Origin of the sequence: Stenotrophomonas rhizophila, from assembly GCF_003751305.1 — a bacterium.
GTDB classification, from domain to species: Bacteria; Pseudomonadota; Gammaproteobacteria; order Xanthomonadales; family Xanthomonadaceae; genus Stenotrophomonas; species Stenotrophomonas rhizophila_B.
On the sequence record NZ_RJKV01000001.1, the window covers coordinates 811,152 to 824,227 of the forward strand.

General features: G+C 64.9%; 11 protein-coding genes and 2 tRNA genes. 10 read left to right on the forward strand and 3 right to left on the reverse strand.

From position 1 onward, the window contains the following. Positions 1–194 precede the first annotated feature (194 nt). The 8 genes from ppnN (at position 195) to EDF74_RS03780 (ending at position 8,864) form a co-directional block, all read left to right on the forward strand. Entirely contained in the window at positions 195–1,583 is a 1,389-nt protein-coding gene (ppnN, locus tag EDF74_RS03745) for a nucleotide 5'-monophosphate nucleosidase PpnN (protein ID WP_123729702.1), read from the forward strand. Between the two features lie 162 nt (positions 1,584–1,745). After that, positions 1,746–2,261 carry a GspH/FimT family pseudopilin gene (locus tag EDF74_RS03750; RefSeq protein ID WP_184997047.1) on the forward strand — a complete coding sequence of 172 codons (516 nt, stop codon included), beginning with the start codon at positions 1,746–1,748 and terminating at the stop codon, positions 2,259–2,261. Then, positions 2,258–2,740, forward strand: coding sequence for a type IV pilus modification protein PilV (gene pilV / locus EDF74_RS03755; RefSeq protein ID WP_123728848.1), 483 nt, complete (start codon positions 2,258–2,260; stop codon positions 2,738–2,740). The genes EDF74_RS03750 and pilV overlap by 4 nt, the downstream gene beginning before the upstream one ends. Next, positions 2,737–3,906 carry a PilW family protein gene (locus tag EDF74_RS03760; protein ID WP_123728849.1) on the forward strand — a complete coding sequence of 390 codons (1,170 nt, stop codon included), beginning with the start codon at positions 2,737–2,739 and terminating at the stop codon, positions 3,904–3,906. Before pilV ends, EDF74_RS03760 begins: the two co-directional genes overlap by 4 nt. 1 nt (position 3,907) lies before the next feature. Continuing rightward, the gene (locus EDF74_RS03765) at positions 3,908–4,426 is read left to right on the forward strand and encodes a pilus assembly PilX family protein (RefSeq protein WP_123728850.1); all 519 of its coding nucleotides are present in this window, start codon (positions 3,908–3,910) and stop codon (positions 4,424–4,426) included. 10 nt (positions 4,427–4,436) lie between these two features. Further along, positions 4,437–8,267, forward strand: a complete 3,831-nt coding sequence (locus EDF74_RS03770; RefSeq protein ID WP_123728851.1) for a pilus assembly protein — start codon at positions 4,437–4,439, stop codon at positions 8,265–8,267. Further along, positions 8,264–8,719 carry a type IV pilin protein gene (locus EDF74_RS03775; RefSeq protein ID WP_428999129.1) on the forward strand — a complete coding sequence of 152 codons (456 nt, stop codon included), beginning with the start codon at positions 8,264–8,266 and terminating at the stop codon, positions 8,717–8,719. Before EDF74_RS03770 ends, EDF74_RS03775 begins: the two co-directional genes overlap by 4 nt. A gap of 68 nt (positions 8,720–8,787) precedes the next feature. Then, positions 8,788–8,864: transfer RNA gene (locus EDF74_RS03780), tRNA-Asn, on the forward strand. A 52-nt stretch (positions 8,865–8,916) separates the two neighbouring features. On the opposite strand, the gene EDF74_RS03785 is transcribed toward EDF74_RS03780, so the two are convergent. Further along, the gene (locus EDF74_RS03785) at positions 8,917–9,465 is read right to left on the reverse strand and encodes a GspH/FimT family pseudopilin (protein ID WP_123728853.1); all 549 of its coding nucleotides are present in this window, start codon (positions 9,463–9,465) and stop codon (positions 8,917–8,919) included. Between the two features lie 143 nt (positions 9,466–9,608). Here EDF74_RS03785 and uvrB point away from each other — a divergent pair, with 143 nt between their 5' ends. Both uvrB and EDF74_RS03795 read left to right on the forward strand, forming a co-directional pair. Further along, on the forward strand, positions 9,609–11,633 hold the full coding sequence (gene uvrB, locus EDF74_RS03790) for an excinuclease ABC subunit UvrB (protein ID WP_123728854.1): 2,025 nt from the start codon (positions 9,609–9,611) through the stop codon (positions 11,631–11,633). Between the two features lie 107 nt (positions 11,634–11,740). Then, positions 11,741–11,815 (forward strand) — tRNA-Val (locus EDF74_RS03795). Here EDF74_RS03795 and EDF74_RS18315 read toward each other — a convergent pair. Both EDF74_RS18315 and EDF74_RS18320 read right to left on the reverse strand, forming a co-directional pair. Beyond that, the gene (locus EDF74_RS18315; RefSeq protein ID WP_311316912.1) at positions 11,766–12,557 is read right to left on the reverse strand and encodes a tyrosine-type recombinase/integrase; all 792 of its coding nucleotides are present in this window, start codon (positions 12,555–12,557) and stop codon (positions 11,766–11,768) included. The two genes, EDF74_RS03795 and EDF74_RS18315, sit on opposite strands and share 50 nt — an antisense overlap. 30 nt (positions 12,558–12,587) lie before the next feature. Further along, a complete protein-coding gene (locus EDF74_RS18320) occupies positions 12,588–12,959 on the reverse strand; it encodes a hypothetical protein (RefSeq protein ID WP_260232174.1) in 372 nt (123 codons plus the stop codon). Between the last annotated feature and the right edge of the window lie 117 nt (positions 12,960–13,076).

The following is a 13,076-nucleotide window of genomic DNA, read 5'->3' on the forward strand; positions in this document are numbered from 1 at the left end:
CTGTCACCCGGTGCTTGCTCGACCCGGGCAATACGCCTATGATCAGCCGGTTGCGCGATGAACATGCAACTGCGGCAGCCCCAGCGTGGCGCCGGGGGCACCACATATCCAAACGGTCGGGTTTCCCGGCCGTTTTGCTTTTTAAGGGGGCAGCGGTACAGTCGGTAACCTTGAGGAAAGCGAACAAGATGGACATGACGATCAACGAAAAACCGGCGCGGACGCTGCCGGTGCAGGACGCGCGGATCTACCCGCGCGGTGGACTGGATGTGTTGTCGCGCGCGGAAGTGGCGCGCCTGCGCGATGCCTCCGGTGGTGGCATGCACGAGCTGCTGCGCCGTTGCGCGCTGGCCGTGCTGACCAGTGGCAGCGCCTCGGACGATCCGCGCGCCGCGCGCGATCTGTATCCGGATTTCGATATCCAGGTGGCCCAGCAGGACCGCGGTGTCCGCATCGACCTGGTCAACGCCCCGGCGATGGCCTTCGTGGATGGCGAGATCATCCGCGGCGTGGCCGAGCTGCTGTTCGCCGTGGTCCGCGACCTGGCCTACATGGCCATCGAGATGGGCCCGGCGTACGCGGCGGAGCTGGAGTCGTCCGAGGGCATCACCAACGCGGTGTTCGGGCTGCTGCGCAACGCGCGCATCCTCAACCCGGGCGACCCGAACCTGGTCGTCTGCTGGGGCGGCCACTCGATCGGCCGCGATGAGTATCTGTACACCAAGCAGGTCGGCTACGAGCTGGGCCTGCGCGGGCTGGACATCTGCACCGGCTGCGGCCCGGGCGCGATGAAGGGCCCGATGAAGGGCGCCACCATCGCCCATGCCAAGCAGCGCAAGACGACCACGCGCTACATCGGCCTGACCGAGCCGGGCATCATCGCCGCCGAGTCGCCGAACCCGATCGTGAACCACCTGGTGATCATGCCGGACATCGAGAAGCGTCTCGAAGCGTTCGTGCGTATCGGCCACGGGATCATTGTGTTCGCCGGCGGCGTCGGCACCGCCGAGGAGATCCTGTATCTGCTGGGCATCCTGCTGCGCGAGGAGAACAAGGACCTGCCGTTCCCGCTGATCCTGACCGGCCCGACCGTGGCCGCGCCGTACTTCGAGCAGATCGACCGTTTCATCCGGCTCACGCTGGGTGAAGAGGTGGCCAGCCGCTACGAGATCATCATCGGCGACCCGGTCAACGTCGCCCGCAAGATGGCCCAGGGCATCAAGCGCGTGCGCGAGCACCGCCTGGCGCAGAAGGACTCGTTCTTCTTCAACTGGTCCATCGAGATTCCGTGGGAGTACCAGCAGCCGTTCGTGCCGACCCACGAGGCGATGGCCTCGTTGGATCTGCACCACGGCCGTCCGCCGCATGCCCTGGCCGCCGACCTGCGTCGCGCGTTCTCCGGCATCGTGGCCGGCAACGTGAAGGAAGACGGCATGCGCCGCATCGAGCAGTTCGGTCCGTTCGAGATCCATGGCGATGCGGACATGATGCAGGCCTTGGACGAGCTGCTGCGCGCCTTCGTCGAGCAGCGCCGCATGAAGATCTCGGGCGAGTACCAGCCCTGCTACAAGGTCATGGCCTGAGGCTCTGACCGGGCCGGCGGCGGGCAGGGGGCCTGCCGCCGGCCGTGTTCTGTGTCAACGGATTGACGCCTGTCGCCTCCGGGCGACCGTTCGTCCTGCCGCCGCTTGCTGACCGGCGGCGGGGCGTTCATCGTCTGTGTCATCAACGCTGGGGAGCGTTTCATGTCTTTGCGCCGGTCCAACGGCTTCACGCTGATCGAGCTCATGGTGACCATGGCGGTTCTTGCCGTGCTGGTCGCGGTGGGGTTCCCGAATTTCCTGAGCGTGATCCGTTCCAACCGGGTGGTTGCGGCGAACAATGAAGCGCTGGGCCTGCTGTCGCTCGCGCGCAGCGAGGCCATCCGCAACAACAGGGGCGGCGGCGTCTGTGGCAGCGCCACCGGCAGCAGCTGCGACGGTGACTGGAACAGCGGCATCCTGGCCTTCGCCGACCCGGATGGCAGCGGCACCCTGGAGACCGGCGAAACCGTGCTGCGCTACAGCCAGGGCCACCCCAGGCTCATCGTCGATGGGCCGGAAAACACGGCCATCAGCTTCGATGGCCGCGGGCGCCGCCAGGCCGGCGCCGATCAGACGCTGACGCTGCGCCCGGATGAGTGTGGCAGCCAGCCGATGCAGCGCACCGTGACCATCAATTCCTCCGGCCAGGCACGCAGTGCCCAGGGAGCGTGCCAATGAACCGCAAGCGCCAACGTCGCCTGCGCGCAGTGCCGGGCGGTTTCACCCTGATCGAAGTGCTGGTCGCCATTGTCGTGCTCGCCTTCGGCCTGCTCGGCTTCGCGCTGCTGCAGACCATGAGCGTGCGCTTCACGCAGAGCGCCAATTACCGCACCCAGGCGACCAACCTGGCGTATGACCTGATCGATCAGATGCGCGCCAACCGGTTCCAGGCCGCCTGGTACAGCACGGCATCGTTCTCGGCCGGCTCGGTGGCCGTGACCGGGCCCTGCGGGCGCCCGACCGGCGATGCGGTCACCATCGAGCAGAACGTCGCGCGCTGGCAGTGCCAGGTGGCCAAGGCCTTGGGCGAAACCGCCAGCGCGGACGTCGACTACAACGGTGGCAGCGTCACCGTCTCGATCGCCTGGGGCGACCAGCGCTGGGACAAGGACAACCCCGATGACAAGACCACTTTCACCGTGACGTCGCAGCTATGACCCCTTTCCCGAACATGTCGCGCAGGCAGCAGGGTCTGTCGCTGATCGAACTGATGGTCGCGGTGGTGATCGGCACGGTGCTGATGCTGGGCGTCATCCAGGTCTTCATCGCCTCGCGCACCGCCTCCCGGTTGGCCGAAGGCGTGGCACGCACTCAGGAAAACGCCCGGTTTGCGATCGATTTCCTCGAACGCGACATCCGCATGGCCGGACACTACGGCTGCGTCAACGACCAGGCCCACTTCATCAAGGACGAGGGTGACCCGCGCCATCATTTCACCGCCGCGACCGGGGCCGGCAGTCCGCTCGATTTTTCCGTGGCGGTGCAGGGCTACGAAGCGGGCAGCACCGCGCCTGGCAACACCCTGACCCTGGGCGAGACCTGGAGTGAAGCAGGTGGCCTGCCGTCCGGGATCGCCGGGTTGAATCCGTTGGGTGGCAGTGATGTGCTGGTACTGCGCTTCCTGGCCGGCGAAGGCGTGCCGGTCACCGCGATCACGGCGGACAGTGGCAGCAGCGAATTGACGGTCGACACCGAGCGCGTGGCCCGATTGAGTCAGGGCACACCCGCCGCGCCGACGATGTTCGGCATTGCCGATTGCGCCCATGTCGACATTTTCCCGGGCACGGTGGCCGGTGGCACGGTCACGGCGACCAATGCGGACCTGTCCAGGTATGCGCCACCCAACGGGCAGACGCTGGTGTACCGCGCCGAGTCCATCGTGTACTACATCGGCACCGGCGCCTCCGGCGAACCTGCGCTGCGACGCGCCCGTGCCAATTCCGCCGGCCAGTACCCTGCCGAGCTCAATGAAGAACTGGTGGAAGGCATCGAGAACCTGCAGGTGCTGTTCGGTCTGGATTCCACCACGGACATCAGTGCCGATGCGTCGCCGATCGGCAACATCACCGCGCAGGAAACCGCCAGTGGTGTGTCCACGGGTACCGATGCCACCGCCGCCGGGCAATGGCGCCGTGTCGGTCTGGTCCAGGTCGGCGTCCTGGCGCGCAGCCCGCAACCGGCCGATGCGTTGCAGGCCCAGCAGAAGGTGGCCCGCCAGGGCGCACTGGGCGTGGAGTTCGAGCCGTCCGACACCCGTGATACCCGCTACCGGGCCAGCTATGAAGTATCGGTGGCCCTGCGCAATCGACTCTATGGGAACTGACATGCACGCCTCCGTCCGCCCCGTCGTCCAGTCTCCCGTCCCGCGCCATCAGCGCGGCGCCGTGCTGTATGTGGCGCTGGTGATGTTGATCCTGCTGGCGCTGATCGGTATCGCCGGCATGCAGGTCGCCGGCATGCAGGAGAAGATGTCGGCCAACTATCGCGCCAGCAACCTGTCCTTCCAGAACACCGAAGCGACGGTCCGCACCGCCGAGCATCTCGTGGAGAAAATCGCCAACCGTGAGGCGCTGCCCGACGGCAGTCTGATCGGCTCGGGCGACATCGATGCCGCCTGCGATGCCGCCTTCGACCCTTCGCAGTGGGGCAGCGAGCAGAGTTCCGATGCGGTGCCGGCGGTGACGGTGCGGCAGATCGACACCTGCGTTCCCTTCGGCACCACCGTCGGCATGGGCGGGCCGCGCGATAACCCCATACCGATCTACCAGATCACCGGCTATGCCGCCGACGATGCTGACAATCCCACTTCTTCGACCGTGATCGACACGGTTTTCAAGCTCTGAGGACGCGCACATGGTATCGCGCAGGACCACACTCATTTCCGCATCCGTACTGGCCGTGCTGGTCGGCGGCGGAGTGCTGACGTACCAGCTGATCGCCGCGCAGGGTCAGGGGACGCTGTCCCAGGTGCCGTTGAACAATCAGGTGCAGGCGCAACCGGCCTTCATCATGACCGTCGACAACTCCGGCTCGATGACCTTCCAGACCCAGTTCCCCGGCGCCGATGGCCAGGCCTGCTGGAGTACGTCGACCAAGACCTTCTTCAACAGTTCCAAGGCGCTCAACACCTCGGGCACCTGCGCCTTCTACTACGTGCTGCCGGGCACGCGTATCTCCGGCGGGTACTACGGCATTGCGCCATTCGACACGTTCGGCTTCGCACGTTCCCCGACCTACAACCCGGCCTTCTACAACCCCGCGATCAAGTATGAGCCGTGGATGCGCTATGACACCGCCCAGGAAAAGGTGGTCGATTACGCACAGGCCGCCACCGACAAGACCCTGATCGATCCACGTTTGGCGGCCAACGCGGCCAACACGGTGGAGCTGACTGCAGCCACCACCGGGGTGTTCAACATGGTCGATGGAATGGTGGTGCCCAAGGGCACGGTCTTCTTCGCCTATGACGCCAACGGCCAAAAGAAGGACGGAACGCCGTTCGCGGCCAACAAGGACTACGTCTGGAGCACCCCGGATTTCTACAAGGTCAACAGAAATCAGCCAACCCGGTACGACGCCACCTTCACCTACATCCCGGCCACGTTCTTCCTTCCGTATACGGGCACCAACGATCCGCGCCCTGAGCTCTCGGGTTCTCCCGGGGCCTACACGGCGGTGGATCGCGTTGCCGTCAGCAATGCCTGCGGCACGGGCTGCACGATGTGGAAGTACACGATCAAGAGCACCGACGGCGTCGCGCTGCAGAACTTCGCCAACTGGTTCTCCTACTACGGCAACCGTAACCGTTCCATGATCGCCGGCATGACCCGATCCATGGCCACGGTGGACAACCTGCGCGTGGGCTATTTCAAGATCAACGACCACGCCAAGTTCGATATGAGTGACAAGGGCGCTGCGTTGGCGATCCGCGACCTTGGTACCAAAGACGACAAGCGCGCGCTGTATACCGACATGATCGCGTTGAACGCCTCGGACAGTACCCCCAACCGGCAGGCGGTCAAGGCGGCGGCCACCCAGTTCACCCGCGACGATGAGCTGGCCCCGGTGCAGCTGGCCTGCCAGAAGAATGCCGTCATGCTGTTCACCGATGGCTACAGCAACCAGGACGGGCCGACGGTCGCCAACGCCGATGGCGATGGCAACATGGGCATTCCGTTCAAGGATGCCCATTCCAACACCCTGGCCGATATCGCCGCGGCCTATTACAACAACAAGGATGGTAAATCCCCGCTGCGACCGGACCTCACCCCGGGGCTGGTGCCGGTACCTGAGGCCTGCAGCGCGGCCAATCCGGATCCGCGCCTGGATTGCCAGAAGAACCTGCACATCAATTTCTACGGCATCACCCTGGGTGGCCGCGGCAAGCTGTTCAATCCCGATGTGGTCCAGGATCCGTATACCAACGCGGCCATCTACGGCAACTGGCCACCGCGCGAGAACGGCGCGATCAGCACCATCGATGATATCTGGCATGCCGCGGTCAACACGCGCGGCGAGTTCATCAACGCGCGTACGCCGGCCGACATCACCCAGGCCATGCGCCGCGTGCTGTCGTCGGTGACGGCCGGCGCCTCCTCCTCCGGCAGCTACGCACAGTCCGGCGCGCGTATCGGCACCGGCTCGATGGCGGTGGCGCCGTACTATGAGATCGCCAACGAGTCGACCGACTGGTTCAGCCGCCTCACCGCGAGCCAGATCACCATCGACCAGGCAACGCGCAAAGCGGTCTACACCACGGCCTGGGAAGCCAGTGCCAAGATGCCCCAGCCGACCTCGCGCCGGGTTTTCTTCGGCAGGAACAGCGATGTCCTGCCGTTCGACTCCAACAATGTCACGCTGGAGTCGTTGTGTGATCTGTCCTCGTCGTTGTACCCGGGCATGGCCCGTTGCTCGGCCGGCGAGCTGACGGATATCGGGGCGACCTCGGCAACGGCGGTCAGCTATCTGCTGGGCGACAAGAGCCGCGAGACGCGGCGCGGCGGACGCTTCCGTGATCGCACCACGGTGCTGGGCGACATCATCAATTCCTCGCCGGTCATCAGTGCACCTGTGGATGATTACGGCTACCGGGGGCTGGGCGGCGACCTGGCCACGAGCTACTCCGCCTACCTGACGACCAAGCGCGATAGTGGTCGTTACATGGTCTACGTCGGCGCGAACGACGGCATGCTGCATGCCTTCGATGGTGGCATGGGTGCGGCCGGCACGATGGACAATGGCGGCGGTGCTGAAACGTTTGCCTACATCCCCGCCACGTCGATGGGCCACATGGGCAACCTGCTGTTCCCGCTGGATCCGAACAATCAGGCCTTCCAGAAGTTCTCCCACCGTTACTACGTCGATGGCCCGGTCGCAGTGTCCGATGCGCGCATCGGCAACAACTGGGGCACCGTGCTGGTCGGCACGACCGGTGCAGGCGGGCGCGGTGTGTTCGCTCTGGATGTGACCAGCCCGGGCAGCTTCGGCACCACCAGCCGCCTGTGGGAGATCAACGATCTCAGCGGGTCCGATGCGGTGAAGGCCAACATCGGGCATGTCCTGGGCAAGCCGGTCATCGTGCCGTTCAAGGATGCCAGCGGGACGGTGACGTGGAAGGCCATCTTCGGCAACGGCTACGGCAGCGCCAGTGGCAAGGTCGTGTTGTTCATGGTGGACATTGGTACGGGCACGCCGAACATCACGATGATCGAAGCGTCCGAGACCGCGGGAACCCCGCCGGCCGGCAAGAACGGCCTGGGCAACATCCTGGTGGTGGATCGCTGGTCCGGCAGCAACCGCGGGCGTGACGGCTATGCCGATACGGTGTACGCGGCCGATCAGAAGGGCGCGATGTGGAAGTTCGACCTGCGCAACACCAGTGCGACGGTGTCCACGCCGCTGTTCACCACACAGACCAGCACCCGGAATGGGTTGACCTACCGCCAGCCGATCACCGGCGGCATCAATGCCACCAACGGTGACCGCGGCGGCGTGATGCTGTTCTTCGGTACGGGTAGCTTCGTGTTCAACGAAGACGTCCGCGACGACTCGATTCAATCGCTGTATGCCGTCCTGGACGCCTCCGATGATGTACCTGGCGAGACCATGACCGCAGCCGATCTGCGCCCGTACACCGTCTCCGCCTCCGGTGATGTGCGCACGATGACACCGGGGACGGTACCGGCCAATGCGCGCGGCTGGCATGTGGACCTGCCGGCGGGTGAGCGTTTCGTGGCCTATCCCGCGCTGGCCTCGGGGGTGGTCTTCATGCCCACCTACGTGCCCAACCCGACCACCAAGAGCTGTGCCTCGGATGGCTCCAACTGGCTGTTCGGGTTGAGTGCACAGTCCGGCGCTCCCGCGTTGTCGAAGATGCGCGCCGGGTCGCCGACCGGCACCAAGTACGGTGCAGGCACGGCGGCGGTTCCGCTGTCGACGGGCGGCAACGCACCGGTGAAGGACGTCGGCGTGCAGGTGCTGCCGCGCCAGCAGCCGCCGGGCAGCATTTCCGGCGATGACCCGGGCGGGCCGGGTGGTGGTGGGCCGGGGTCGCCGGGCGGTGGCAAGCCGCCGCCGGTCGAACCGCCCGCCGAGCCCTGTCAGATGCTCGTGACCGCAGCCGGCGGCGTCCCGATGTACGTGCCTTATCCCTGTGGTCGCCAGTCCTGGAGGCAGTTGCAATGAGTCGTTCGTTTCCCGCCATGGTCCGCGCCCGGCGCGCCTCGCCCACTTTCGCGCGCGGGGTGAGCGGCTTCACGCTCATCGAGCTCATGCTGGTGGTGATCGTCATGGCGATCCTGGCCGGTATCGCCTACCCGAGCTACGTGGAGCAGACCCGCAAGTCCAAGCGTGGCCAGGTCAAGGCGGATCTGGTCGAGTATGCGCAGCTGGCCGAGCGCTACCACACTACGCAGAACACCTACGAGGGCTTCACGTTGCCCGGTGGCGGCTCATCGATCAGCTCGCCGCGCGAAGGCGGCACCGCGGCCTACAGTGTCGGCTTTGTTGGCACGCAGTCCGCGTTTACGCTGTCCGCGACCGCGCAGGGCAATCAGGCCAAGGACAAGTGCGGCGACCTCGGCATCAACCAGGCCAACGTCAAGACCAGTGGCGGCACGCTTTCCGAATGTTGGTAACGTGCTGAGCGAAACCTTGCGCCCGGGTGTTGCCCTCCGCGCGAGGGGCCCGTACAATGCGCCTCCCCGCCCGAATAGCTCAGCCGGTTAGAGCACTTGACTGTTAATCAGGGGGTCGTTGGTTCGAGTCCAACTTCGGGCGCCAGATTCTGCAGAAGCCGCGAGCAATCGCGGCTTTTGTCGTTTCTGACTGGCCGTCATGGCTCGCAGGGGATTGGATCCCGGAGGATCACCGAGCGGGCGCGCCCGCTGTTGCTGACGATCACTTTGCTGTGCTGGCGGCCGCGCGCGCAGATGATGACGCTCTGATTGACTCCCATGCTGCGACCGTCCGGTCGGAACCGCAGGCGAGGGCGCCCGGTCGAGGCCGGGGCCAGCAGGGTCAGGCCGGTCTGACCGGGGTAGTACTGCAGGATGTCCTTCTCGATAGCGGGTTGCCTGCTGCGCAGGGGATCGCGGTAGGTCATCCATCCCTTGCTCCATTCCGCGGTGCACCGCCGACCATCGTCGCTGGGGCAGACGCTGACGATTTCCCGGCGGGTCACCGCGGCCAGGCGCGCACCGGCGAAGGCCGAGTTCAGCTGCATCCGCAGCGCATCCGCGCGCAGATTGGACACCGTCTCGACGAGGCTGGGTCCTGCAACGGCAACCAGCAGCCCGAGAATCACCAGGGTGGCGATCAGCTCCAGCAGGGTCAGCCCGGCGCATCGGTAACGGGGAGTGGGCCGTAGCACAGGACAGGACATCCGTCAGCGGGGAAGCCCTGAGCTTGCCGCCCGGGGTGCAGCCTGAATATCAGCCTGACCAGTCCTGAAGCATCGGTGCAACCCTCAACCGGCCGTCACCAACCCGGCCGTTATACTGGAGGCTTCCCGGCAGTGGCGGCACCATGAGCGATCGTTTCCAACTTGAATCCCCGTATTCGCCGGCGGGCGACCAACCGGCGGCCATCGAGAAACTGACCGCCAACTTCGAGGCAGGCATCGCCAAGCAGACCCTGCTCGGCGTGACCGGTTCCGGCAAGACCTACACGGTCGCCAACGTGATCCAGCGGGTGCAGAAGCCGACGCTGGTGATGGCGCCGAACAAGACCCTGGCCGCGCAGTTGTACGGCGAGTTCAAGTCGTTCTTCCCGCACAACGCGGTCGAGTATTTCGTCAGCTATTACGATTACTACCAGCCCGAGGCCTACGTGCCCTCGTCGGACACCTTCATCGAGAAGGACAGTTCGATCAACGAGCACATCGAGCAGATGCGATTGGCGGCGACCAAGACACTGCTGTCGCGCCCGGATGCGATCGTGGTGGCCACGGTATCGGCGATCTACGGCCTCGGCGCGCCCGAGGACTATCTGTCGATGCGCCTGATCCTCTCCACCGGTGAGCGCATCGACCAGCGCGATCTGATCAAGCACCTGACCCAGCTGCAGTACACGCGCAACGAGTTCGAGCTGCACCGCGGTACCTTCCGCGTGCGCGGCGAAGTGATCGATGTGTTCCCGGCCGAGTCGGACAGCGAAGCGGTGCGCATCGAACTGTTCGAAGGCGAGGTCGAGCAGATCAGCATGTTCGATCCGCTGACCGGCGAGAGCCTGCGCAAGATGATGCGCTACACGATCTACCCCAAAACCCACTACGCGACCACCCGCGAGCGCGTGCTTTCGGCAGTGGATACGATCAAGGCGGAGTTGAAGGTCCGCCTGGAACAACTGTACGAACAGAACAAGCTGGTGGAAGCGCAGCGCCTGGCGCAGCGTACCCAGTTCGATCTGGAGATGATGGCCGAGGTCGGCTACTGCAACGGCATCGAGAACTACTCGCGGCATCTCACCGGCAAGAACGCAGGCGATCCACCCCCGACGCTGTTCGACTACCTGCCGCCGGACGCGTTGCTGGTGATCGACGAATCGCACGTGACCATTCCGCAGATCGGCGCGATGTTCAAAGGCGACCGCTCACGCAAGGAAACCCTGGTCGAGTTCGGTTTCCGCCTGCCGTCGGCATTGGACAACCGTCCGCTGCGTTTCGAGGAATGGGAAGAGCGTTGCCCGCGCAGCATCTATGTCTCGGCCACGCCGGGTCCCTACGAACTGCGCGAGACCGAAGGCGAGATCACCGAGCTGGTGGTGCGTCCGACTGGCCTGATCGATCCCGTGGTCGAAATCCGTCCGGTCGGCACCCAGGTCGACGATCTGATGTCCGAGGTCAACGAACGGATCAAGCTCGGCGACCGCGTGCTGGTTACCACGTTGACCAAGCGCATGGCCGAGAACCTCACCGAGTACCTGACCGAACACGGCATTCGCGTGCGTTATCTGCATTCGGATATCGACACCGTTGAGCGGGTGGAGATCATCCGTGATCTGCGCCTGGGCAAGTTCGATGTGCTGGTCGGCATCAACCTGCTGCGCGAAGGCCTGGACATGCCGGAAGTGTCGCTGGTGGCGATCCTCGATGCCGACAAGGAAGGCTTCCTGCGTTCGACGGGGTCGCTGATCCAGACCATCGGCCGCGCCGCGCGCAACCTGCGTGGCAAGGCGATCCTCTATGCGGACAAGATGACCCGGTCGATGCAGGCGGCGATCGACGAGACCGACCGCCGCCGCGCCAAGCAGGTCGAATACAACGAGCTGCACGGCATCGTGCCCAAGTCGGTGCTGCGCCCGATCACCGATGTGCTGGAGGGTGCGCGTTCGGAAGCGGCCGAAAAAGAGTCGCGCGGGAAAGGGAAGGGCAAGGGCAAGCGCGTGGCTGAAGAGTCCACCGATTACCGCACGATGGAGCCGGCCCAGATCGCCAAGCGCCTGCAGGCGCTGGAGCAGCAGATGTACCAGCATGCACGCGATCTGGAGTTCGAAGATGCCGCCCGTGTGCGCGACCAGATCCGGCAGTTGAAGGAGGCCAGCCTGGGCTGAACAACACATCGTGAAATATCTTCACAAAAGTGTTGCGCTTTCCCGGGGGCGTCCGTAATATACGCGGCCTGCACCGACGCATTCGCAGCGGGGCAGGAAAGCAAAACGGGCGGTTAGCTCAGCGGTAGAGCACTACCTTGACATGGTAGGGGTCACAGGTTCGAACCCTGTACCGCCCACCACTCTCAGGCCAGATACACCAAGGCTTGAAGTGGAAAAAGCAGATTCAGGGGTCACGCAAAGTGCCCCAATAGTGACCCCAAGTAGGGCACGCAGTCTTGAAATATCCTTCCCCAAATCCTCAATGATCTCGTTCAGCGCGGCGCGTACCGGGCCGATGTATGCCGGGTCGAATTTCGCGTAGGTATCCGTCGTGCCGCCGGCGTGGTGGCCGAGCAGGCCGGACACGTCCCATGCGGGCACGCCGCGCTGGCGCAGCCACGTCGCCAGGGTGTGTCGTAGGGTCTTTGGCACGAACCACGCCGGCAGCAGAGCGCGCTTGCGCAACTTCCGCCACGTGGTCTTGATCGACTTGATGTGGCTTCCGTGCCAGTGGACCAGATAGGCCTCGGGCTTGGCGGTGGCGAGGTAGGCCTCCAGAGCCGGCAGCAGCGGCACTGTCGGGCGGTACTTCTTCGTCTGCCTGCGGCCCGCCGGATTCAGGTGCACCAGGCGCGCTTCCACGTCGACCTGGAAGCGCTGCAGGTCGCGCGCTGCATCACCTCGGCACGCTGTGCACAGGCGCACCAGGAAGTAAGCCCAGATGTGCTCGGGCATTTCAGCGTTCAGCAGCCGCACGATCTGGTCGCGCGTTGCATAGTGCGGGTAGGCCTCGCCGGCCGGCGGCAATTCGACGAATGGAACCTGCGTGATCTCGCTGCGCCTCCATGCGCGGTTCATTGCGGACTTCCCCACGCCCAGCATGCGCCGCACGTACCCGTCGGAGTACTCGCGCTAAGCCAGCCATTTCAAGAAATCCTCCTGCCGCGGGATGGTCACGTCGGCAACGGTGGCGGACGGCCCGAAGAACTCGTTCCAGAGATCCGCCCCGCGGCTCGCGCTGTCCTTGCTGGCCAGAGCATCCCCATGCTGATGCATGTACCGCGTAAGCACCGTGCTCAGCATCACGTAGGACGGCGCCTGATCCTTCATGGCTGCGTTCTCAACAAACCACTGCGCCAGCGCTACCTTGGCTTCGTCAGGATCTCTTGTGCCAAGCGAAGCGCGCTGTTTGCATCCCGTGGCGTCGCGCCACGCGCGATACCAGACGGTTGAGCCTTTGCGCTGCTCGAGCCAGTAGTCGCCGAGACGGAAGCGGGTTGACACGTTTGCTGCTCCAGGTAGTTCAGAAGGTGCGTTTCGGTGTAGCGGGCTTGGCGCCGGTGAGCGGCTACGTGGGAATCTATGCGATCTATAACATCGCAACGGGTGCCGCCGCGCTGC

Bases quoted from the DNA above. Each gene is read 5' to 3' on its own strand.
- ppnN (WP_123729702.1), top strand. From the start codon at position 195: ATGACGATCAACGAAAAACCGGCGCGGACGCTGCCGGTGCAGGACGCG.
- EDF74_RS03750 (WP_184997047.1), top strand. From the start codon at position 1,746: ATGTCTTTGCGCCGGTCCAACGGCTTCACGCTGATCGAGCTCATGGTG.
- pilV (WP_123728848.1), top strand. From the start codon at position 2,258: ATGAACCGCAAGCGCCAACGTCGCCTGCGCGCAGTGCCGGGCGGTTTC.
- EDF74_RS03760 (WP_123728849.1), top strand. From the start codon at position 2,737: ATGACCCCTTTCCCGAACATGTCGCGCAGGCAGCAGGGTCTGTCGCTG.
- EDF74_RS03765 (WP_123728850.1), top strand. From the start codon at position 3,908: ATGCACGCCTCCGTCCGCCCCGTCGTCCAGTCTCCCGTCCCGCGCCAT.
- EDF74_RS03770 (WP_123728851.1), top strand. From the start codon at position 4,437: ATGGTATCGCGCAGGACCACACTCATTTCCGCATCCGTACTGGCCGTG.
- EDF74_RS03775 (WP_428999129.1), top strand. From the start codon at position 8,264: ATGAGTCGTTCGTTTCCCGCCATGGTCCGCGCCCGGCGCGCCTCGCCC.
- EDF74_RS03785 (WP_123728853.1), bottom strand. From the start codon at position 9,465: ATGTCCTGTCCTGTGCTACGGCCCACTCCCCGTTACCGATGCGCCGGG.
- uvrB (WP_123728854.1), top strand. From the start codon at position 9,609: ATGAGCGATCGTTTCCAACTTGAATCCCCGTATTCGCCGGCGGGCGAC.
- EDF74_RS18315 (WP_311316912.1), bottom strand. From the start codon at position 12,557: ATGCTGGGCGTGGGGAAGTCCGCAATGAACCGCGCATGGAGGCGCAGC.